We start from the raw sequence: 21,665 nt of genomic DNA on the forward strand, positions 1-21,665 counted from the left end.
GCCCTGAGAGCCAGGTGAGGACGACAGCCCCGCACGGGGAGGATTCGAGTGCTTCGGGGACCGGACGGGTCCGGACCAAGCCCCGGAATCGGTACCGGATGGTAAAATAGTCAGGCCGGCGTGTAAGCCGGCCAGCCAAGACCGCGCAGTATAGGGATGCTTCCCAGGGGTGTCAATCAGGTTATCGGCGGATCGGGCGATTTGGGAGTCGGCCCGGTCCAGCCCGGCACGCGGCACTCGGCACTCGCCGGGCGAGGGTCGGTTGCCGCCTGCTCGGGTCCGCGGGTGCCGGCCCCCCGGTCAGTCGCCGTCGGTGGGACCTTCAAGGCGCTCGCGCGTCCGCCCGGCCTCGCCGCAGGCCCCATGCCTGTCCCACCCCGAGTTGCCAGGGCTTGCGTTCCCTAAGATCAGCCGCCCCCGTCCCGGCCGCCGGCCCAGGCCCGTCGATCAGGTTCACCCTTAGCTATAGGGAAGCCCAGGGTGGGCGGACCCAGGCATCGTGACCCACAGGGTGCGCTACGCGACGGCGTTTCGCTCAAGCGTCTGTTTTTACAGTCAAGTGCGCACAGACGCGCGGACCGCCCCGGGCGGTGAGACACAGGTCCCACTGCTGACAAAACCCTTGGACCGCCCGCCGTGATGGCCCCGGAACCCCGCGGACGCAAGGTCCCCAGTCCGCACGCAGACCCTGTGGTCCGGCTCCGCCCCCGTAGGGTCCGCTGCGCGGACCAGGCACCGGATTGGCGACGAGGTCTCGCTAGTGCCGCACCACGGAAATGCTCAGACGATTAACCGCCCCGCAACCGTAGGGTGCGCCGCGCGCACCTTGGCGCCAACCGAAACCCTGACCGCGTAGATCAACCGCAGCCTCTCAAGGTGCGCACGACGCACCCTACGCCATATGGTCGGAGCAACTGCGTCAGATTGTGGGAGCGGCCTGCGGCCGCGAGGCGGCACCGCGGCAAACGCCGATGCCGCCTTCCCGGCGCGGCCCGTCGCGGCTGAAGCCGCTCCCACAGCGTCGCTGCGCGACTTTCACGTCAAAGCCTCGACCTCCAGTGGCCGGAGCGACGATCAAGTCCCGCTGCCACCCCCGCCGCGCCCCCGGTACCCGCTGACACGTCAATGAGACGCCCGCCGACGACCCGCCCCCCGCCCCCCCGCCCCCCCGCCCGGCGGGCGACGTGCTCAATGGCGGAATCGCTATCGCATTCCGCCCGACGCGGGCTTGCTAGATACATTCGATCTCAAGAGCCGCGGCAAGCGCCTGTGCGAGTTCGTCAAGTTTTTGCCTTGAGAGGGTACCGACATAGTCTGTAAGAACGACCTTTGGTAAGCTCACAAGATCGTCGCAGTGGATGCTGGACGGGTGCTTCAGGCCTTCCTCGACACCAACCAACACCTGCGTGGTCAGGCCGTAGAACGATGTGTATATCGGCGCGCAAATCACGGTAGAAAAGCGCGACTCGATGAGAACCTGCCTGCTCACCACGGCGAAAACGCGAGATCTTTTCGGATCGCGCCCCGAAGGGTGCGCGACCCGGTAGAGATCGCCCCTAATCAAGGCAGCACCTGGTAGCCCAATACATCCTCGGCCTCGCGGTTCAACTCGTCGGCGTGCTGGTTCAGTAGGTCAAGCTCTGATTCTGCTGCATTGTGGGCGGAGAAATACTCTCTGAAAATACGCTCGACCAGCTCTACCCGGCGTTCCGGATGAGGTGCGCGCCGATAGAACTCGCTGGCTATCTCATCCGGCATTTCGATTTGTACGGTGGTCATCGCAATCCCCCAATCGGGTTTATCATCGCAGAAAGAGCAGCGATCCAGTCCGAAAAGGGCTCCGAGCCCTTTTCCACTCAAAACGATTATTTCAGACATTCCCAGTCCGCCTCATCGACCAACGGAGCAACGATGTCACCCAGGATTTCGGCCTTGCCGGCTAAGGATGCGGGGGGCGCACGGCGCCCTGGTTCGACGCAACCTTCAGCCAGCACGGTGACGATGACCCGGGCCGATTCGATATTCGGCTGTTCGTCCAGCCACTTCAAGCGTCCCTTCTCATAGACGACCTCGTAGCCCTTCAGCATACCTTGTTTCTTAGCGTCATCGCTTTCCGGCTTATTTCCTCAAGACTTAGATCTTCGTCCAGACCTTGCCGCCATTTAGTATAATCGAAGGGCTCTCTTTGAATTAACGCAACGAATCGCTCCGCTTCAACGTCGCCAAGATGCTGCGCAAGAACCTGAAATCCCTTTATTTTTATCTCTGTATCGGTGATCATGGCAAGACATCCTTGAATTGATTCTTACTGTTCTCATAGTCCAAGATGTAAGACCAAGCCAGCTCGTAGGCACCGTTGCGCACCTCTTCCTGGACTCTCAGTTTGGCCTCCGCCTCAAGCATTATCCGAAAACGTGACTGATCATCATAGGGGCTATTGAAGCAACAATTATCAAGATAGATTCTCATTTCCTGACCGCCGTAGTTTCTTCATCTCTACTCATGGTCTGTTTCCAACTAGGTCTGAGCCTGCGCCACTTTGCGTCTTATCTTACATGAGGCAAAAGGCAAGACCTGACTCCATCCATGTGCAATTATTGACTCTTCCCCCCAATTAGGTAAACTGTCCCCGGAACTGCGAAATGCTTAATTGCAAGACCTGACCCCGTCCCCTCTTCTTAATTGCAAGACCTGACCCCGTCCCCTCTTCTTTAGCCTCTGGCCCATTCACTGGCTTTGGCCGCTGGGCTGTCGCTTTGGATATACCTCAATGGCCAGTGCGGTAACCCCATCTCCGAACCGCTTCGTAGGATTTGCACGACAAAAATTTTCTACCGTGGACAATAGCGAATAATTTTTTTCGGCTCCTGGGAAAATGTCGAAGGTATCAGGTGTACTCATGTTGTAACCAGTCTGGAACCCAAGCAGAAACATTGTAAAACCGATAGTCTCCTCAACATACTGAGCCGAGCCAATGTTGCTTGATCGCGCTCTCTCCATGACGGCCACAAAATCCGGACATTGGACTCCGCCTGCCCCGCCCCCAAGCATGAAACGTCCGGTAGCGTCTGCACCACTAACTGGTAAACCGCAGCAGACCAATAAAATGGCTAAGGCACGCTTGAGTCTGTTCATGAAAATCTCCGTCGCACCATGCCCAAACACGAGCATCGGTTGGTTCAGTTGGGTAGTTGAGTCTCACGGATATCAAAGTACGGATACTCTCTGCAAGGTATGTCAGAAAGACCCGCCGCGGTCGACAAGTAATATCGGTGGAAGCCGTCGCGAACAAGCAGCCGCTTAGTATTGGGATGCCTGTGCAATTCGATTGGTGGTAGCGCCGAACCTGATTCCAAACCATCCAGAATACAGGACATCCGTTCAACGTCAAACCATTTGACGCCGGAATCTCGTTTGGGTGAAGTAAGCTTTCTGAGTGGGACGGCTGTAGCTTCAGCATCGTTGCATACGTACTTGATCTGCGCTGGTAGCAGCCGCGCAAGGCGTGACTCGATCTCACGCGGAATTTCAAACCATATTTCGTCGTGGGTGTAACGTTGCATACTGCCGCCTGAGACGAAGCCTAACCTAGCGGAAAAGGGGCCAGGATCGAATAGCACTGACTTAAGCTAATTCTCCATTTAAATCTTACTGTTATGCCTGACGACCCGATGCAGTTCTGTGCCCTTTCACTTCGCTTTCTTGGGGTGCCCGTGGAGTCGAACGTCCTGCCGGGCCAGTGCCCGGGGCTCCATCAGCAGCGGGAAGTTGCGCGGTCGTCGTTTCAGTGCCCGTGGCTCGATGCGGCCGGGACGCAGACCGACCCGCTGCTCCGCCATCATGGCCAGCAAGGCCATCAGATCGGACGCCGTGGCGAGGGCGTCGCGGTACGGTTGCCACAGGGTCCACAGTTGCACGGTGTGCTTGAAGCTGAGTTGGCGCGGGATCTGGTCGGCCAGCAGTGCCGACTGTGCCATCAGGAGACGGATCAGATTGTAGGCGAGCAGGTAGATCCAGATCTCCTTCTCCACCATCGCCGGGGTTTTGCAGGAGAGTTGGTCCATCCCGAGGGTGGTTTTGATGTTCCTCAGGTCGAGTTCGACACTCCAGCGCCGCCGGTAGAGGGCGTTGATCGCCGACTTCGGATAGCGGCTGGGGCACAACAGGGTCGCGACCAGGATCTTGCCGCCGGCCGCCAGTTCGCGCACCGTCAGAGTGGCCGGCACGCGGGCGTAGTCGGCTGGACTCAGCCACTCGGGACGCTTCGGCTTAGGCAGTACGATGAGATGGTCGCGTGGGCCACGCCTCTGACCGACAGAGAAATTCGTGCTACGCCGACGCGCGCCGTACTGCTCGAAGACGCCGTCGATACCGGCTGCAACCAGCGCGCACAGCAGGAAATAGGTCGGAAAGAACGCGTCGCCGACCAAGATATCGCCCGCTTTCAGGCGCGGGAGGAGTTGGCGCAGCAACGTCTGCTCGTCGCTGCCTTTGCCCTCGCAGGGGGCGATCAGGGCATCGCACAGGGCGCCGCTGCCCAAGCCGATGAGCCCGACCAGGCGGCAGTGCGGAAACCCCAACCCCGGCGCCTGGGTGGCGGGCTGCGGCCAACGGATCTGGTTCGCGCGGGTGTCGGGCATCGACACGATCGTGCCATCGACCAACCACACCCGGCGGTTCTGCCACTGCCAGTGCTGCGGGATCGCGTCCGATACCAGCGCGCCGGTCTCACGGGCCAGCGTCCTGGGCATCTCCGTCGGCAAGCGCTGGCGCGCCTTACAATAGCCGCCGGTGTCGCTCTTGCAACGCGGCAGACCATGGGCCATCCGGTTGAGCGCCTCGGCATCGACGGCTTCTTGGCACGAGCCGTCCGCCGACAGCGCCTGGGTGCAGAACATCGACAGCACCTTCACAGGCGGAAACAAGCGGTTGCGATGGGGTGGGGCCAATGCGGCGGCGCGCTCCAGCAACCGCGGGCCGGTCAGCAGGTTGAAGAAGACGTCGGCCTCGGGCTGCTGCGTGCAGTTCTGGACATGCCGTTGAACGGCGCTGGTCTGTGGTCCGCAATGCATCGTGGCTGGCCCCTCGGGTGGCGGGTTGTTCGATCGCAGCCTACAGCCTACCACGCGCGGCGGTCGGCCCCTGTTTTTTCTCTCTTTTTCGGAGAGTTGCGCCTTAAGTCAGTGCTATTCGGGCCAGGATCGAATGGCGCCCGGTTAAGACCGCCCTTAATGATATCAGCGACTTGCACTCCAACCCAGCCCCAAGCTTCTGGAGAATAAGCGACAGTCCGCCAGATTCCTCCGGGTTCCGCCTTAGTTCTGGAGCGTCTCGGCCAGCCAGCAGGCCGCGTAAGTTACTGTTCTTGTAAAGTCTCGCCCTCAACTTAGCGCCATTTGGGCCAGGGTCAATTTCTGCCGTCGGGGGTCCTCACAATCCTTTACCTTCCCGCGATCAAGAATCGTTTAACCTCAAAATTGAGCCCGGCACCCTTCCCCCCCTCGCAACGCCATAGCGACCTCGGAAAGATGCTCAAAATGCACGCGGAAGCCCGGCCTGCTTGAGAACGCCATTCGCCGTATGTCGAGATAAGATTTTGGAATCTACCGGAAAGCGGCGACCGCTGATCGGACTTTCCCAAATGTCATGGTCGCCCTTGCCCCGTTTAACCAGTAAACAACCGGCGGCCTTGAGCTGCCGGACGAGTTCCGCTGTATAGCTCTCCCCCATCAAGCGGCCACGCGTAGTTGCGCCAGATGCCCCGTTGTCAGCAGCCGCAACGGGATATCGTCATCCCGCGGACATCCGTTCTCCTCGAGCATTTCCGGAACCCGAGTCCGCAGGAGCGCCAGCATGGCTTCAAGAGAAGATGCTTCGCCGACCAACCCGGGAACATTGCTGTCCTCGATATACCAAACATTCGCCTCGGAATCCCACTCGAGCCGAATTTCGTAAGACATATCGTGCACCATTAGAGGGCCGGGTTGAGGAAAAAGTCAGGCTGCGAGGTTGCTCAACTTTCCTGGCTCTCTGGCAGACGAGCCGTGTGACACTCGGCGCCATGCCGTGAAACCCCACGCCTACCGCCGCAAGACGTGCAGAATCTCCTCCAACTCCTGGCGCATCTGCCGCAAAACCTGGTGCGTCTGGGTGAGGTCGTGCTTGGCACCCTCGCCGCTCAATTGCTGGCGGGCGCCGCCGATGGTGAAGCCCTGGTCGTAGAGCAGGGAGCGGATCTGGCGCACCATGAGGACGTCGTGCCGCTGATAGTAGCGCCGGTTGCCGCGCCGCTTGACCGGCTTCAACTGGGGAAATTCCTGCTCCCAATAGCGCAGCACGTGCGGCTTGACGCCGCACAGCTCGCTGACCTCGCCGATCGTGAAATAGCGCTTGCCGGGGATCGCCGGCAGTTCGCCGGTCCCGGCCTCCTCCGCGCTATTGCTGCTCGTGTCCAGCATAGGCTTCCACCCGCGCTTTGAGCTTTTGGCCCGGACGGAAGGTCACCACGCGGCGGGCGGTTATGGGGATCTCCTCGCCGGTCTTGGGATTGCGCCCGGGGCGCTCTTTCTTCTCGCGCAGATCGAAGTTCCCGAAGCCGGAGAGCTTGACCTGCTCGCCGCGCTCCAGTGCCTTGCGGATCTCCTCGAAGAAGCTTTCGACGATGTCCTTGGCCTCACGCTTGTTGAGCCCAAGCTCTTCGAACAGGTGTTCTGCCATATCAGCCTTAGTCAACGCCATACCATCAGTCCCGCAGTCGTGCCCCAAAATCGGACTCGAGACGGGTCAACACCCGCCCCACCGCCTCATCCACCACCTCGTCGGTAAGTGTCTGAGAAGATACTTGTAAAATCAATCCCAAAGCGAGACTTTTTCGCCCCGCTCCGATATTTTCCCCGGCATAGACGTCAAACAGCACCAGTTCGCGCAGCAGATCGCCCGCGCCGGCCCGGATGCAGCCGGCAATGTCGGCGTAGGCGACGCCCTCGTCCACCACGATCGCGAGATCCCGGCGGATCGCCGGGTACCTCGAGATCGGGGCGAAGCGGGGCAGCACGCCGGTGGTCAGGGCCGCCTGTTCCAGCTCGAAGAGAAAGGCGTCGCCGGTCAGATCCAGGTCCGCGGCCAGGGCCGGGTGGAGCATCCCCAGGCGCCCGACGGGCCGACCGGCATAGTCGATACGGGCACTCTGGCCGGGGTGCAGGGCCGGGTGCTGGTCCGCGACGAAGCTGAAACCGGGCAGGTCGCCGGTCAGGGCGAGCAGGGCCTCCACGTCCGCCTTCAGCGCGAAGAAGTCGACCGGCCGTGTCGGCGCGCCCCATTGCTCCGGGTCCAGGGGACCGATGACCAGGCCGCCGATCGCCGCCTCCTGGGACAGTCCATCGGGGCCGGGGCGAAAGCGCAGCCCGGTCTCGAAGATCCGCACCCGCTCCTGCTGGCGCGCCTGGTTGTAGCGGGCGGTGTGGAGCAGGCCGGGCCACAGTGAGGGGCGCATCACCGAGAGCTCGGCGCTGATCGGATTGGCCAGGGCCAGCCCCTTGACCTCGGGCTCCACCCGGGCCTGCAGCTCTGGGCTTACGAAGCTGTAGGTGATGACCTCCTGAAATCCCCGGTCGACTAGGGCGAGGCGCGCCCGATCCAGGTCGAAGGCGGCCTCCGGTCTGGCCCTGGTGGCCGCCGCGGACGACGCATGGCTGACCGGGATGCGGTCATAGCCGTGGATGCGCCCGACATCGGCGATCAGGTCGACCTCGTGGACCAGGTCGAAGCGCCCGCTGGGCGGCGTGACCTGCCAGCCCCCGGCGACCGGCACCAGGTCCATCCCAAGCCGTTTCAGGATCCCGGCGATGGTTTCCGGCGGCAGTTCGAGCCCCAGGACCTGGGCGCAACGGGCGGCGCGCAGGGTCAGGGGCGCACGCCGCGGCAGGTGCTCGGCCGCGGTCATGTCGACCACCGGACCGGGTTCGCCGCCGACGATGGCGACCAAGAGCCGGGTGGCGCGCTCCAGCGCGCGGACCTGGAGCCCCGGGTCGACGCCGCGCTCGAAGCGGTGAGATGAATCGGTGTGCAGGCCATAGCTGCGCGCCTTGCCGCTGATCCCGGCGGGGGCAAAGAAGGCGCTCTCCAGCAGGATGTCGCGGGTCTCGGACTCCACAGCACTGCCCGCGCCGCCCATGATCCCGGCCAGGGCCACGGGGCGCACGGCGTCGGCGATCACCAGGGTATCCGGACGCAGGTCGATGGTCTCGCCGTTCAGCAGGTGGAGGCGCTCGCGCGGCTCGGCCAGGCGCACCCGGATCTCGCCTTCCAGGTGCGCCAGGTCGAAGCCGTGCATGGGCTGACCCAGCTCCAGCAGCACATAGTTGGTCACATCGACCACCGGGCTGATGGCACGGATGCCGCCCCGGCGTAGGCGCTCGCGCATCCACAGCGGGGTCACAGCCGCCGGGTCGATGCCGCGGATGATCCGGCAGGCATAGCGCGGGCAGTGTTCGGGCGCCTCCAGCGTGACCTGGAAGCGGTCATCGCTCGCGGGCGCGACCGGCTCCACGACCACCGGGGTCAGGGGGCAATCGTTGATCGCCGCCACCTCCCAGGCCAGGCCGGCGATGGACAGACAGTCGCCCCGATCGGGCGTCAGGTCGACCTCGATGCAGGCGTCATCGAGCCCCAGCCAGGCGCGGAAATCGGCACCCACCGGCGCCTCGGCGGGCAGGGGCAGGATGCCGCTGGAGGTTTCGGCCAGACCCAGTTCGCTGGCGGAACAGATCATGCCGAAGGATTCGACTCCGCGCAGTTTCGCGCGCTTGATCTTGAAGTCACCGGGCATGACGGCGCCGATGGTCGCCACCGGCACCCGCATCCCCGCGGCGACATTGGCCGCACCGCAGACGATGGTCAGCGGCGCCGCCTGGCCCAGGTCCACCGTGCACACATGGAGCTTGCCGGCGTCCGGGTGGGGCGCGACCTCCAGCACCAGGCCCACCACCACACCGCTGAAGGCCGCGGCGGCGGGTGCTATCGCGTCCACCTCGAGGCCGGCCATGCTGAGTTGGTCCGCAAGGGTCTGGGTGTCGATGCAGGGATTGACCCATTCCCGCAGCCAGGACTCACTGAAACGCATATTTTTCGCTCCCCAAGGTCTCGCTTCCCAAAAGCTCGCTTCTCAAATTCACGCGAATTGCCGCAAGAACCGCAGGTCGTTCTCGAAATAGAGGCGGATGTCGTCGATGCCGTAACGCAGCATCGCCAGACGCTCCACCCCCATCCCGAAGGCGTAACCGAGATAGCGGTCCGGGTCGATCCCGACATGCCGGAAGACCTCCGGGTACACCATGCCGCACCCCAGGACCTCGAGCCAGCCGGTCTGTTTGCACACCCGACACCCGGCCCCGCCGCACATGACGCACGCGATGTCGACCTCCGCCGACGGCTCGGTAAACGGAAAATAGGACGGACGAAAGCGCAGTTTCAGGTCCCGCTCGAAGAAATTGGTCAGGAAGTCGTAAAGGACACCCTTGAGATCCGCAAAGCTCACCTGCTCATCGACCAGGAGCCCTTCCACCTGATGAAACATCGGGGTGTGCGTCAGGTCCGAGTCGCAGCGGTAGACCCGCCCGGGGGCGATGATCTTGAGCGGCGGGGCCTGCTCGGTCATCACCCGGATCTGCACCGGCGAGGTATGGGTGCGCAGCAGCAGGTCCGCGTCGAAATAGAAGGTGTCGTGCATCGCCCGGGCCGGGTGGTGCTCGGGGATGTTGAGCGCCTCGAAGTTGTGGTAGGCGGTCTCCACCTCCGGTCCCTCGGCGACCGCGAAGCCGGCGTCGGCAAAGAGGCGCTCGATCCGCCGCAGGGTCCGGGTGACCGGGTGCAGGCCGCCCGCACGCCCGCCCCGTCCGGGCAGGGTGACATCCACCCGCCCGGCCGCCAGACGCGCCGCCAGGGCCGCCTCTTCCAGGACCGACTTGCGCGCCTCGATGGCCTGCGCGACCGCGTCCTTCGCCACATTGATCAACTGACCCGCGGCGGGGCGCTCCTCCTTGGGCAGACCGCCGAGTTGCTTCAGCAGCAGCGTCAGGTCGCCGCTCTTGCCCAGATAGCGGACGCGTACCTGATCCAGCGCGGCCAGGTCCGGCACCGCGGCAATGGCCGCGAGCGCCGCCTCACGCAGTGGGTCTATTCCGAGTCCGGACCGTTCAGGCATTTTCAGACCTTGCAGCAATCATAGAGAACCGCAACGACATGGGGCCGCAGAGCGCAGGGACCGGCACTCAAATCGAACCCGAACGCCACCGCAATTCGGAGAGAAATTAGACAGGATTAACAGGATTTCTCAGGATTAACAGGATAAGAATCCTGCATCTTGAACCCAATCCTGTAAATCCTGAGAAATCCTGTTAATCCTGTCCATTTATTTCAGCCGGCTCGAACGCACGGCAATGACAGGTGTCGCCGCCTCTGCACGGCCGACCGGAAGGGCAAAAAAAGGGGAAAGACCAGGGCCTTTCCCTTCCTTTACCAGGCTTGAGCGGGACCTTCCGTCCCGCTCAAGCCCCCAGGTCTCAGGCCGCCAGGGCGCCCTTGGCCTGCTCGGCGATGGCGCCGAAGGCGACCGAGTCGTGGTAGGCGATGTCCGCAAGCATCTTGCGATCCACCTCGACCCCGGCCAGCTTCAGACCATTGATCAGCCGGCTGTAGGAGAGTCCATTCTCGCGGGCCGCCGCATTGATACGGGCGATCCACAGGGCGCGGAACTGGCGCTTCTTCTGGCGGCGGTCACGGTAGGCGTATTGACCGGCCTTGATGACCGCCTGCTTGGCGACACGAAAGACTCGGCTGCGGGCACCGTAGTAGCCCTTCGCCTGCTTCATGATCTTCTTGTGACGGGCGTGAGCGGTTACGCCCCGTTTAACGCGTGGCATCGTTGTTCTCCGGTATCAGGTGCGATCAGCAGTAGGGGATCATCCGCCGCGCGGACTTGAGATCCGACGCATGAATCAACTTGGCGGAACGCAGTTGACGCTTCCGCTTGGTTGTCTTCTTGGTCAGGATGTGCCGCCGAAAGGAGGAGTAGCACTTGACACCGGAGGACGTGCGCTTAAAGCGCTTCGCCGCCCCGCGATTGGTCTTGATCTTGGGCATATTCTCACTTCGCGATTTGCAAACGTTTATTATTTAGTGTTTTTTGGGGCCCAGCACCATCACCATCTGGCGTCCTTCCATCTGGGGTTGTTGTTCCACGATGCTGTGCGGGGCGAGGTCGGTCTCCACCCGCTTGAGCAATTCCAGCCCAAGCTCACGGTGCGCATGTTCACGCCCGCGAAAACGCATGGTGACCTTCGCCTTATCCCCTTCTTCCAGGAAACGGATCAGGTTGCGCAGTTTGACCTGATAGTCCCCTTCATCCGTCCCTGGGCGAAACTTGATCTCCTTGATCTGGACCTGCTTCTGCTTCTTCTTGGCCTCGTTCTGCTTCTTTTTCTGGTCGAAGCGGAACTTGCCGTAGTCCATGAGACGGCATACCGGGGGTTCGGCGGTCGGGACTATCTCCACGAGATCCATCCCCGCCTCTTCCGCCATCTCCAGGGCCTCGCGGACCCGCACGACCCCAACCTGGTTGCCATCCGCGCCGATCAACCTTACTTCCGGGATGTTGATTTCGCGATTGACGCGGTTTCTCTTTGGTGCAGCGATTGCAGGTTCCTCCACAAGGATAGAAAAAAGGCCGTCCTTGTCCGGCGGCCGGGATCAACCCCGGCCCGCGTTGCAGACGTATGACCCCCGATGGAGGTCTGGCCCGCCGGGCGGCGACTGCCTGTCACCGCCGCAAAAAACCGCCGCCCTAGCCCGCGCCGCCGCGCAAGCCCGTGGGGGGCTTAGTCGTGCACCCGCCGCGCGACCTCGTCGCCCAAGCGCTGCGCAAAGGCGTCGAGCGCGAAGGAGCCCAGGTCCTGACCCTTACGGTCACGCACCGTCAGGGTCCGGGCCTCCACCTCGCGATCACCCAGGATCAGTAGATAGGGTACCCGTTGCAGCGTGTGGGCGCGAATCTTAAAGCCGATCTTCTCGTTTCTCAAGTCCGCATCCACACGGAAGCCCTTTTTGCGCAAGGCGTTAGTCACCTCGGTCACATAGGGTGCCTGGGCGTCGGTGATATTGAGCACCACCGCCTGCACCGGGGACAGCCACAGCGGCAGCAGCCCGGCATAGTGCTCGATCAGGATGCCGATGAAACGCTCCACCGACCCCAGGACGGCGCGGTGGATCATCACCGGGGTCGCCTTGGCGTTGTCCTCGGCGATATAGTGCGCCCCGAGCCGCCCAGGCATGGAGAAGTCGACCTGGATGGTACCGCACTGCCAGGCCCGCCCGATGCTGTCGTGCAGGGTAAATTCGATCTTGGGGCCGTAGAAGGCGCCCTCGCCCGGCTGGACTTTGAACTCCAGGCCCTTATCGCGCAAAGCCTTATCGAGCGCCGCTTCGCCCTTGTCCCACAGGTCGTCGCTGCCGACCCGCTGGTCGGGGCGCAGCGACAGGGCCAGCGCCACCTGCTCGAAACCGAAGTCCCGATAGGTCTCGAAGACCATGTCGATCAGGGTCGCCACCTCCGCCTGGAGCTGGTCCTCGGTACAGAAGATGTGGGCGTCGTCCTGCGTAAAACGGCGTGCGCGCATCAGCCCGTGCAGAGTACCGGAAGGCTCGTAGCGGTGCACCACCCCGAACTCGGCCATGCGCAACGGCAGGTCCCGGTAGCTCTTCAGGCCCTGGTTGTAGAGTTGGATATGCCCCGGGCAGTTCATGGGCTTGATCGCGTAGTCGTGTTCGTCCAACTGGGTGGTGAACATGCCGCCGGCGAACTTGTCCCAGTGGCCGGAGCGCTCCCAGAGCGAGCGGTCCAAGACCTGCGGCGTCTCCACCTCCTCGTAGCCGTACTCCGCGAGCTTCTCGCGCATGTACTGCTCGGCCAGGCGATAGATGATCCGGCCCTTATGGTGCCAGAAGGCCATCCCCGGGGCCTCGTCCTGGAAGTGGAAGAGGTCGAGTTGCCGGCCGAGCTTGCGGTGGTCGCGCTTCTCGGCCTCCTCCAGGCGGGTGAGGTAGGCGCGCAGTTCCTTCTTGTCGCGCCAGGCGGTGCCGTAGATGCGCTGGAGTTGGGCGTTCTTGGAGTCGCCGCGCCAGTAGGCGCCGGCCACCTTGGTGAGCTTGAAGCCCTCGCCAAGCTTCCCGGTGCTCGGCAGGTGTGGACCGCGGCAGACATCGAACCAGTCGCCCTGGCGGTAGATCGAGACCTCCTCCCCCACCGGGATGATGTCCTCAATGATCTCGACCTTGTAGGTCTCGCCCAGGGCCGCGAAGACCCGCTTGGCCTCGTCGCGGTCCATCACCTCGCGGGTGATCGGCAGATCGCGCTTGACGATCTCATGCATCCGCGCCTCGATCTTCTCCAGGTCCTCCGGGACGAAGGGCTCGGCGCGGGCGAAGTCGTAGTAGAAGCCGTTCTCGATCGCCGGACCGATGGTCACCTGGGTGCCGGGGAACAGTTCCTGCACCGCCTGGGCCATCACATGGGCGGCGTCGTGGCGCAGCAGTTCCAGCGCGTCGGCCTCGTCCTTGGCGGTGACGATGGCAAGGGTCGCGTCGTTCTCGATCACATAGGAGGTATCGACCAGACGCCCGTCCACCCGCCCGGCCAGCGCCGCCTTGGCGAGGCCGGGACCGATGGCGGCGGCCACCTGAAGCACGGACACCGGGGCATCGAAGGGACGGACTGAACCGTCGGGGAGACTGATCTGGGGCATGGGGAAAATCCTTAAGATTCAGTGGTGATCGCTACCAAAGATCACATGACGGCGGCCCCCGACGAGGACCGAAACGAACACCGCCGACTACCGGCCGCAAGCCCCCGGCACGCTCAAGAGCGGCGGGGGCTGGGCCGGTAGCCGGCGGCAGAGATATTGGTAGGCGCGATTGGACTCGAACCAACGACCCCCACCATGTCAAGGTGGTGCTCTAACCAGCTGAGCTACGCGCCTGTCGTCAACAGCCCACAATTCTACCGATGGTTGGGGGGCTTGGCAAACCCAATTTTCCGGTGCGCCCGCAACGTCGGCAGCTGCAGCCGGGCGTCAACCCGTACGGACCCCGGGAGGGCGTTCGTCGAGACCCCACCCCCAAGGTCTGCTCTCGACGCCCGCGCACGGCGTGGCAGCGAACCGCGCATGTCCTTCAAGCCGACTGAAACCCCGACACCGCCAGCGGTCCAGATTGGCACCCTGGACCAATTACCGTACACGGCATTGGTCCCTACGATACCAGCCGCCCCTGGTTGATGGTGCATGACGACGCGTCGTTACCTTTGGCGGCCCAGGTGTGTGAGGGCGTTGCACTGCAATTGCTGACGCAACACGCTCCAGATTATGCCCGGCTGTACCTGTTCGAGTCCGCCCCGAGCCCGAACTTCGCCCAGATCAAACGGCTGTTGGCCGCCTCGCATCAGCGTTGGGGACAACACCTTCTGACCGCCCGTGACTGTCTCAAGCACTTGACTGAATTGGAGGAACTGACCCACCGCCGGTTTGCCCTGCTGGCACAGGCCGAGGTCGCGGATATCCATGCCTACAATGCCGCGGCGGCCCATGCCGAACCCGTGGTCTACTTGTTGATCAGCGTTTCTTGCCCAAGCCGTCTCCTGACCCGCTAACGCGGGACGGGGTTTGTAGACCGTCCTGAATGTTTTCGCACTTCCTCAGCCCCGGACCGCCTAGAGTCCAAGGCTTCAGCCTTGGTCCCCCCATCCAAGGCTGAAGCCTTGGACTCCGAAGGGCGGGCTGAGAGGTGGCAGCTTGGGGATTTCTTGGCGAGCTTCGCGCCTTGGCGTGAGTCATTGCGGGATCTGGGTTCGACAACGCCTGGGTCTTCTTGCGCCTCGCCTTCTTTTACAGATTGCAGCTAAGACCTGCAATTTGTAAAATCCCCACCATGATTCCTCGTCACGCCACCGACACCGCGCTGCGCCTCGCGCGCGGCTTCCCGATCCTCGCGATCACCGGTCCGCGCCAATCGGGCAAGACGACCCTGGCCAAGTCCCTGAACCCCGGGCGGGCCTATGTGTCGCTGGAGGAGCCGGACCAGCGCGAACTGGCGCTGGTGGACCCACGGGGATTCCTCGCCCGCTTTCCGGACGGGGCCGTGATCGACGAGGCGCAGCACGCCCCCGACCTGATGTCCTACCTGCAGGGGTTGGTCGATGCCAGGCAGCGGATGGGCGATTTCGTGCTGACAGGCTCGCAGCAGTTCGGGCTCATGTCGCGCATCACCCAATCCCTGGCCGGGCGGGTCGGGCGGATCGAACTCCTGCCGTTCTCACTGCCGGAACTGGCCGGGGCCAGCCTCCTGCCCGGGGACCTGGACACCCTCTTGTGGCGCGGGGCCTATCCACCCCTCTATGACCGCCCGCTCGCGCCCGGCGACTGGTTTCCGAGCTATATCGCGACCTATCTGGAGCGCGATGTCCGTCAATTACTCGCGGTACGGGATCTCACGCTGTTCCAGCGTTTTGTGCGGCTGTGTGCGGCGCGCACCGGGCAATTGCTGAATCTTTCGGCGTTGGCGAACGACTGCGGCATATCGCACACTACCGCCCGGGAATGGCTGACGGTCCTGGAGGCGAGCTATCTGGTGCTGTTGCTGCCGCCCTATTTCCGCAACTTCGGCAAGCGCCTGGTGAAGACGCCGAAGCTCTATTTCCTCGACACCGGGCTGGCCGCGGCGCTGCTCGGGATCAGGGACAGTGCGGCGCTCAATATCCACCCGCAGCGCGGTGCGCTGTTCGAGACCCTGGTGGTCGGCGAATTCGTCAAACAGCGCTTCAACGCGGGCCAACCGGCCGGACTCTGGTTCTGGCGCGACAATACGGGCAACGAGGTCGATCTGCTCTTCGAGTCGGGCACCCGTTTGCAGCCGGTCGAGATCAAGTCGGGCGCCACCCTGGTGAGCGACTGGCTCCGGGGGATCGAAAAGTGGCGCTCATTGGTCGGCGCGGACGCCTTGCCGGGCTGGCTGGTCTATGGCGGTGACGACGAGTACAGCCGCGCGGGGATCGAGGTCTTTCCCTGGCGGTCGATCGGGGAGGCGGCGGGCCGGACCTGAGGACGTACCCTGGGCCGGCGGCCCCGGCTGGGCGCGGCCGGGGGCATTGATTATGACTGCGGCCATCGCGTTGGCTGCGCGGTCGTCGGTCCGCACAGCGGACCCTACGGGCCCCGCCAAGGCTGAAGCCTTGGACTCCGGGGGCCCACGACGCTAGAACCGATAACCCTTGGGCACCACCGCGATCCCCCCGGGCGAGACCGTAAAACGCTCGCTATCCTGCGTGCGCTCGAAGCCGATGCGCACCTTGGGCGGGACCTGGACGTCCTTCTCGATGATGCAGTTGCGCAGGTTGGCGCCCGGCCCGACCTGGACCCCGTCGAAGAGAATGGAAGAGTCGACGATGGCGCCGTCGCAGACCCGCACCCGGGGGAACAGGATGGACTGGTTGACGCCGCCGCCGCTGATGACCGTGCCGGCGGAGAGCATGGAGTTGACGAAGATTCCCTCGGTGCCGCTGGTGACGCCGGGGACGGTACGCGCCGGCGGGAATTGGCCCTGGTAGGTGCGGATGTTCCAGTCGGTCTGGTAGAGGTCGAGCGGGGGGGCGGCGCGCAGCAGGCCCATGTTGGCCTGGTAGTAGTCGTCGATACCGGCCAGATCGCACCAGTAGCGGTCCGGTGTCACCCGGCCGCGCTCACCGCCGAAGCGGTAGCCGCAGGCCTTCAGATCGCCCAGCAGCGGGGCGATCAGGTCCAACCCCAGGTCCAGGTCCGGCCCCTCCCGGGCGGGATCCAGGGCGGCGAGCAGCCAGGACTTCTCGAAGCAGTAGACGCCCATGGTGGAGAGGGTCTCATCCCCCGACCCCGGGTCCCCGGACGCGCCCGCGGGGGCCGGCGACAGCCCCAGGACCTGCCCCTCGCCGTCGAGGCGCACCAGCGGTTGCACGCCTGACCCGGGCTCCCGGATACCGCGCACCGCGAGCGTCACCTGGGCGCCGGACTCCCGGTGGGCCCGGACCAGCTCCGCATAGTCCATGCGGTAGATGGCCTCGCCCACCAGCACCAGGACCTGGCTGGCGGGGCTGCGCTCCACCAGATAGCGGTTCTGACGGATGGCGTCGAAGGGGCCGCCGTACCAGTTGAGGCCCTCGCGCTGCTGGGGCGGCACCGCGGTGATGAATTCGCGCAGTTCCGGATTGAAGATGGACCAGCCATCGCGCAGGTGCTTGTGCAGCGAGTGGCTCTTGTATTGGGTGAGCACCAGGACCTGGCGCAGACCCGAGTGCAGGCAGTTGGCCAGCGTGAAATCGATGACCCGGTACTTGCCGCCGAAGGGCACGGCGGCCTTGGGCCGATCGATGGTCAGCGGTTCGAGTCCGGTGCCGCGGTTGGCGGCAAGGACCAGGGTCAGGGTGTCAAAAGACATGGCGGACTCTTACTCTTCTTGAGGATTGACGCACCGGCTGCGGCCGCTGTCGTTACCCATATTCCTTGAATCCTCTCACAAAGACACGGAACCACGGAGAAAACGTTCTTTCTTTGTGGCTCCGTGTCTGCGTGAGAGTAACTTTCTTATCCCGCGATGGGTGAAGGCATGGCTCAGGTCGCGCGCGCCACCGCGGCGTCGATGACCCGCTTCATGTCCCGCACGGCCTGATCCAGGCCGCAGAACAGGGCACGCGCCACGATGGCGTGACCGATGTTGAGCTCGCGGACCCCGGGGATGGCGGCCACGGCCTTGACGTTGTGGTAATCCAGACCGTGACCCGCATTGACCTGGAGTCCGAGCTCAAGCCCCAGTTCCACCGCGCAACGGATGCGCTCGAACTCCAGGGTCCGCTCCTGCGGCGCCTGGGCATCGGCGTAGCGCCCGGTGTGGATCTCCACGACCGGCGCCCCCACCGCGTGGGCCGCCTCCAGTTGCGCCGGGTCCGGATCGATGAAGAGCGATACCCGCACCCGGGCCTCCGCCAGCATGGCGCAGAAGTCGGTCAGCGCGGCCCGCTGACCGACCACGTCCAAACCGCCCTCGGTCGTCAACTCGGCGCGCCGCTCCGGCACCAGGCAGCAGTCCGGCGGGCGCAATCGGGCGGCAATGCGGCCCATCTCCGCGGTGGCGGCCATTTCCAGGTTCATGCGGGTCACCAGGATGTTGCGCAGCAGTTCCACGTCCCGGTCCTGGATGTGTCGGCGATCCTCGCGCAGGTGCAGGGTGATGAGGTCGGCCCCCGCCTGCTCCGCCACCAGGGCCGCCTGGATCGGCTCCGGATAGCGGGTCCCCCGCGCCTGCCGGATGGTGCAGACGTGGTCGATATTGACCCCGAGCAGGACCTCGGGCGGTGCTATGGTGTTCATCAGTGCCTCCCTCATGCGCGCGAAAATAGAGACGAGATTGGTCCGCAAATGAACGCAAATGAACGCAAATAAGATCAGTGATCCCGGACCTACAGGTCCGCGGGTCGTTCCCCTTGCGTTCAGTTGGCCTTCTCTACGGATGCAGGGGTCAGTTCCGATCCCCTTGGCAGCCGCCGTCTGGCTGGAGCAAGGCCCGCGCCAATAACGACAGCCTCATCATCGGGAACCTATTTGCGTTCATTTGCGTTCGTTTGCGGACAAGATTCTGCCCTTGCCCGCCCCTGCCAGCGCCGGAAGAGTTCACGGCTCTTCAGCGGCTTGGGGCCAAGATGGGGTTCGAGCAGGCGCCGCAACAGGGCGCGCGCCTCACGGGCCTGCGCGACCCCGAGCGTCTCGCCGCGGGCGAGCGCGAGTAGGGTCGCGCCGCAGACCCGTTCACCCGGCGCGTCGGCCGCGGCCGCCCGGGTGCCGCGCCCAGGCTCGACCAGATAGTGACGGTCGGGCTCCACCGCCACGCCGCCGTCCGCCACCAGGTCGAGGCCGGGCGCATAGCCCAGGGCCTCCAGCAGGCGCAGCTCGAAGCGACGCAGCACCGAGTCCAGGTCCTCCCCGGCGGCCAATTGGCCCAGGGCGGCGTGATAGAAGGCAAAAATCGCGTCCTGGGGGTCATGGCGGCCGAGCACACGCAGCAGCACCTCGTTCAGATAAAAGCCGCACGGCAGGGCCCGCCCGCCCAGGGCGAAGGGGCGCCCGGCCGCCTCGCAGCCCGTCAGGGTCAGCACCTCGCCGCGCCCCACCACGCCGATCCAGATAGGTGCAAAGGGTTGCAGCAAGGCGCTTGCGGGGCTGCGGCCGCGGCGAGCCCCCTTCGCGATGGCCGGGAACCGACCGACACCAGCGGCGAACAGATCCAGCAACAGGCTGGTGTTGCCATAGTCACGCCGATGCAGGACCAGCGCGCGCAACAGACCAGCGTCACGACGCGCAGCCACGTTGGAACACCAGTAGGGCGAGGCACGGCTTCATACCAATAGAGGACGCTCTTTGCGCCGCTGTCGTTGTCGTTGTCGTTGTCGTTGTCGTTGTCGTTGTCGTTGTCGTTGTCGTTGTCGACATTATCGTAGTGCCCCGAATTGCATCGCTTCTCCGATTACGATTACGACAACGACAACGACAACGACAACGACAACGATGGTGTCTGCGTTTAACTTGTTCTCGACTCGTTACTGCCGGCCCGCACGCAGGCTTTACCCGTCGCGATAACCCAGCCGCGCAAGGGCCGCCTCGTCGCTGGACCAGCTCTTCTTGACCTTGACCCAGACCTCCAGGTGCACCGAGCAGCCGAAGAGCTTCTGCATCTCCAGGCGCGCCTGGGTGGCGGTCGCCTTCATGGCCTCGCCGCCGCGGCCGATCAGGATCGCCTTCTGCCCCGGGCGCTCGACCCAGATCAGGGCATTGATCCGGTAACGCCCGTCCACCGCTTCAAAGCGCTCGATCTCCACCGTGGTGCGATAGGGCAACTCCTCACCGTAGCGCTGGACCAGTTGCTCACGCAGCAGTTCGGCGGCAAAGAAGCGCTCCGAGCGGTCCGTGATCTGGTCCTGCGGGTACTTGAACTCACCCTCGGGCAGGGCGGCGATCACCGATCGCTCCAGGGCCTCGATCCCGTCGCCGCGAGCGGCGGAGACCGGCACCAGTGACCGGAACCCGTAGCGCGCTGCCAGCGTCTCCAGGTACGGCAACAGGACCGACTTGTCGGGTATCCCATCGACCTTGTTGATCACCGCAATGGCGGGCAGCGCGGCAGTGGTCAGGGCCTCCAGGGCCAGTGCGTCCTCGTCGGTCCAACGCAGGGCCTCGACCACCAGCAGTACCAGGTCCGTATCGCCGATGGCCGTGCGGGCGGCCCGGTTGAGATAGCGATTGAGCGCACCCTCGCCGCGGCGATGGATACCCGGCGTATCGACGAACAGGATCTGACCCTCGGGTCTGGTCTTGATACCCAGGATCGCGTGGCGGGTGGTCTGCGCCTTGTGGGAGGTAATGGCCAGCTTCTGGCCCAGGATACGATTGAGCAGCGTGGACTTGCCCACGTTGGGCCGCCCGATGAGCGTAACGTAGCCGCAGCGCGTCAATGCCGGATCAGCCATGGGCGACCTGTCCTTCAAATTGAATGAGCATGGCCTCGGCAGCGGCCTGTTCAGCGCGCCGTCGACTGCTGCCCTCACCCCGACTCAGACGCCCGTCATCCGGCAGAACGCAACTGACGGTGAAGCTCTGGGCGTGCTGGGTGCCGCCGACCGTCAACACCTCATACTCGGGGATGGGGCGGCGGCGCGCCTGCAGGAGTTCCTGTAGTCGGGTCTTGGGGTCCTTGCTCGCGTGCGCGTCGTTGAGTTGCGCCAGCGAGGCACGAAAGAGGTTCAGAACCACGGTGCGCGCCCGATTGAATTCCCCGTCCAGATAGATGGCCCCCAGGACCGCCTCCAGGGCATCCGCCAGGATGGAGTCGCGGGTATGGCCGCCGGTGCGCAGCTCGCCCGCGCCCAGGCGCAGGTAGTCGCCCAGCTCCAGCCCACGGGCGAGTTGCGCCAGGGACTCGCGTTTGACCAAAGCGGCACGCATCCGGCTCAGGGTCCCCTCGTCGGCGTGCGGGAAGCGGCCTACCAGGGCCTCGGCAATGGTGAAGCCGATCAGGGCATCGCCGAGAAATTCCAGCCGCTCATTGTTGACGGCACCGGCACTGCGGTGGGTGAGGGCCTGCTGGAGCAGGTCCGCACGGGCGAAGGGGTGACCCAGGGCGCGGGCCAAACGGCGGCTGTCCGTACTCACCGCCCCTTGACCACAACCGTGTGGTTGAAGGTCAGCACCGCATCGACGTTGAAAAAGAGATGCTCGCGCTGCTCGTATTTCAGCGTCACATCGAAGGCATCCTCACCGGCCTTCTTGAAGGAGAAGGCATTGACACCAACGGCGCGGACGTCATTGACCATCATGCGATTCTCCAGGACCCGCATGATCGCCTGTTTACCTCCCAGGATAGGCTCCGGCGACTCCGCGACCCCATTCATGATGGATTTCATGGTCATGTAGCTCATATAGGAGGGACCGAGCTTGAACAGCACGGTCACGACGAAGATGACCACCACGAGGACGAACAGTATGCCGCTCATCCCCATTCCCTGCTGTCGGGCCGGCATCTTAGTCATATCGATCACCCCT

The 21,665-nt window shown here is 64.0% G+C and carries 25 protein-coding genes and 1 tRNA gene; 2 read left to right on the top strand and 24 right to left on the bottom strand.

The features are described from left to right. Positions 1–1,231: 1,231 nt before the first annotated feature. From THSYN_RS23945 to THSYN_RS24025, 18 genes are all read right to left on the bottom strand, one after another. Positions 1,232–1,564 carry a type II toxin-antitoxin system PemK/MazF family toxin gene (locus THSYN_RS23945; protein ID WP_100921357.1) on the bottom strand — a complete coding sequence of 111 codons (333 nt, stop codon included), beginning with the start codon at positions 1,562–1,564 and terminating at the stop codon, positions 1,232–1,234. Next, positions 1,561–1,878 (bottom strand): hypothetical protein, encoded by a 318-nt coding sequence (locus THSYN_RS23950; RefSeq protein WP_157817894.1) that lies wholly within the window; start codon positions 1,876–1,878, stop codon positions 1,561–1,563. The genes THSYN_RS23945 and THSYN_RS23950 overlap by 4 nt, the downstream gene beginning before the upstream one ends. After that, complete coding sequence (locus THSYN_RS23955; protein WP_100921359.1) at positions 1,866–2,087, bottom strand: hypothetical protein; 222 nt, start codon at positions 2,085–2,087, stop codon at positions 1,866–1,868. Before THSYN_RS23955 ends, THSYN_RS23950 begins: the two co-directional genes overlap by 13 nt. After that, on the bottom strand, positions 2,081–2,281 hold the full coding sequence (locus THSYN_RS23960) for a hypothetical protein (RefSeq protein WP_100921360.1): 201 nt from the start codon (positions 2,279–2,281) through the stop codon (positions 2,081–2,083). Before THSYN_RS23960 ends, THSYN_RS23955 begins: the two co-directional genes overlap by 7 nt. A gap of 446 nt (positions 2,282–2,727) precedes the next feature. After that, positions 2,728–3,135 carry a hypothetical protein gene (locus THSYN_RS34285; protein ID WP_157817895.1) on the bottom strand — a complete coding sequence of 136 codons (408 nt, stop codon included), beginning with the start codon at positions 3,133–3,135 and terminating at the stop codon, positions 2,728–2,730. Positions 3,136–3,179: 44 nt separating this feature from the next. After that, the gene (locus THSYN_RS34290) at positions 3,180–3,563 is read right to left on the bottom strand and encodes a hypothetical protein (protein ID WP_157817896.1); all 384 of its coding nucleotides are present in this window, start codon (positions 3,561–3,563) and stop codon (positions 3,180–3,182) included. A gap of 126 nt (positions 3,564–3,689) precedes the next feature. After that, positions 3,690–5,072, bottom strand: a complete 1,383-nt coding sequence (locus THSYN_RS23970; RefSeq protein WP_100921361.1) for an IS4 family transposase — start codon at positions 5,070–5,072, stop codon at positions 3,690–3,692. Between the two features lie 460 nt (positions 5,073–5,532). After that, complete coding sequence (locus THSYN_RS23975) at positions 5,533–5,730, bottom strand: type II toxin-antitoxin system HicA family toxin (RefSeq protein ID WP_100921362.1); 198 nt, start codon at positions 5,728–5,730, stop codon at positions 5,533–5,535. Beyond that, complete coding sequence (locus tag THSYN_RS23980; protein WP_157817897.1) at positions 5,730–5,960, bottom strand: DUF1902 domain-containing protein; 231 nt, start codon at positions 5,958–5,960, stop codon at positions 5,730–5,732. Before THSYN_RS23980 ends, THSYN_RS23975 begins: the two co-directional genes overlap by 1 nt. A gap of 120 nt (positions 5,961–6,080) precedes the next feature. Then, entirely contained in the window at positions 6,081–6,458 is a 378-nt protein-coding gene (locus THSYN_RS23985; protein ID WP_100921364.1) for a MerR family transcriptional regulator, read from the bottom strand. Beyond that, positions 6,436–6,738 (bottom strand): integration host factor subunit alpha, encoded by a 303-nt coding sequence (gene ihfA / locus THSYN_RS23990; protein ID WP_100921365.1) that lies wholly within the window; start codon positions 6,736–6,738, stop codon positions 6,436–6,438. Before ihfA ends, THSYN_RS23985 begins: the two co-directional genes overlap by 23 nt. Positions 6,739–6,742: 4 nt before the next feature. Further along, positions 6,743–9,121, bottom strand: coding sequence for a phenylalanine--tRNA ligase subunit beta (pheT, locus tag THSYN_RS23995; protein ID WP_100921366.1), 2,379 nt, complete (start codon positions 9,119–9,121; stop codon positions 6,743–6,745). Between the two features lie 48 nt (positions 9,122–9,169). Next, positions 9,170–10,201: a phenylalanine--tRNA ligase subunit alpha gene (gene pheS / locus THSYN_RS24000; RefSeq protein WP_100921367.1), complete on the bottom strand. Its 1,032-nt coding sequence runs from the start codon at positions 10,199–10,201 to the stop codon at positions 9,170–9,172. A gap of 358 nt (positions 10,202–10,559) precedes the next feature. Then, a complete protein-coding gene (gene rplT, locus THSYN_RS24005; protein WP_100921368.1) occupies positions 10,560–10,919 on the bottom strand; it encodes a 50S ribosomal protein L20 in 360 nt (119 codons plus the stop codon). Between the two features lie 25 nt (positions 10,920–10,944). Beyond that, entirely contained in the window at positions 10,945–11,139 is a 195-nt protein-coding gene (rpmI, locus tag THSYN_RS24010) for a 50S ribosomal protein L35 (RefSeq protein ID WP_100921369.1), read from the bottom strand. 33 nt (positions 11,140–11,172) lie between these two features. Beyond that, complete coding sequence (infC, locus tag THSYN_RS24015) at positions 11,173–11,706, bottom strand: translation initiation factor IF-3 (protein ID WP_100921370.1); 534 nt, start codon at positions 11,704–11,706, stop codon at positions 11,173–11,175. Positions 11,707–11,873: 167 nt separating this feature from the next. Further along, positions 11,874–13,796 carry a threonine--tRNA ligase gene (gene thrS / locus THSYN_RS24020; protein WP_100921371.1) on the bottom strand — a complete coding sequence of 641 codons (1,923 nt, stop codon included), beginning with the start codon at positions 13,794–13,796 and terminating at the stop codon, positions 11,874–11,876. Positions 13,797–13,953: 157 nt separating this feature from the next. After that, positions 13,954–14,030 (bottom strand) — tRNA-Val (locus THSYN_RS24025). A gap of 296 nt (positions 14,031–14,326) precedes the next feature. On the opposite strand from THSYN_RS24025, the gene THSYN_RS24030 reads away from it, so the two are divergent. Both THSYN_RS24030 and THSYN_RS24035 read left to right on the top strand, forming a co-directional pair. Further along, positions 14,327–14,698: a hypothetical protein gene (locus THSYN_RS24030; RefSeq protein WP_157817898.1), complete on the top strand. Its 372-nt coding sequence runs from the start codon at positions 14,327–14,329 to the stop codon at positions 14,696–14,698. 278 nt (positions 14,699–14,976) lie between these two features. Continuing rightward, the gene (locus THSYN_RS24035) at positions 14,977–16,146 is read left to right on the top strand and encodes an ATP-binding protein (RefSeq protein ID WP_100921373.1); all 1,170 of its coding nucleotides are present in this window, start codon (positions 14,977–14,979) and stop codon (positions 16,144–16,146) included. A 153-nt stretch (positions 16,147–16,299) separates the two neighbouring features. Here THSYN_RS24035 and THSYN_RS24040 read toward each other — a convergent pair whose 3' ends face one another. The 6 genes from THSYN_RS24040 to THSYN_RS24065 form a co-directional block, all read right to left on the bottom strand. Continuing rightward, positions 16,300–17,514, bottom strand: a complete 1,215-nt coding sequence (locus THSYN_RS24040) for a glucose-1-phosphate adenylyltransferase family protein (protein ID WP_100921374.1) — start codon at positions 17,512–17,514, stop codon at positions 16,300–16,302. A 173-nt stretch (positions 17,515–17,687) separates the two neighbouring features. Then, positions 17,688–18,443, bottom strand: a complete 756-nt coding sequence (gene pdxJ / locus THSYN_RS24045; protein WP_100921375.1) for a pyridoxine 5'-phosphate synthase — start codon at positions 18,441–18,443, stop codon at positions 17,688–17,690. Positions 18,444–18,670: 227 nt separating this feature from the next. Next, positions 18,671–19,435, bottom strand: a complete 765-nt coding sequence (recO, locus tag THSYN_RS24050) for a DNA repair protein RecO (RefSeq protein ID WP_100921376.1) — start codon at positions 19,433–19,435, stop codon at positions 18,671–18,673. A gap of 255 nt (positions 19,436–19,690) precedes the next feature. Further along, complete coding sequence (gene era, locus THSYN_RS24055) at positions 19,691–20,593, bottom strand: GTPase Era (protein ID WP_100921377.1); 903 nt, start codon at positions 20,591–20,593, stop codon at positions 19,691–19,693. After that, positions 20,586–21,275: a ribonuclease III gene (rnc, locus tag THSYN_RS24060; protein WP_100921378.1), complete on the bottom strand. Its 690-nt coding sequence runs from the start codon at positions 21,273–21,275 to the stop codon at positions 20,586–20,588. Before rnc ends, era begins: the two co-directional genes overlap by 8 nt. Beyond that, on the bottom strand, positions 21,272–21,616 hold the full coding sequence (locus tag THSYN_RS24065; protein ID WP_236848667.1) for a DUF4845 domain-containing protein: 345 nt from the start codon (positions 21,614–21,616) through the stop codon (positions 21,272–21,274). Before THSYN_RS24065 ends, rnc begins: the two co-directional genes overlap by 4 nt. Positions 21,617–21,665 lie beyond the last annotated feature (49 nt).

Origin of the sequence: Candidatus Thiodictyon syntrophicum, from assembly GCF_002813775.1 — a bacterium.
GTDB classification, from domain to species: domain Bacteria; phylum Pseudomonadota; class Gammaproteobacteria; order Chromatiales; family Chromatiaceae; genus Thiodictyon; species Thiodictyon syntrophicum.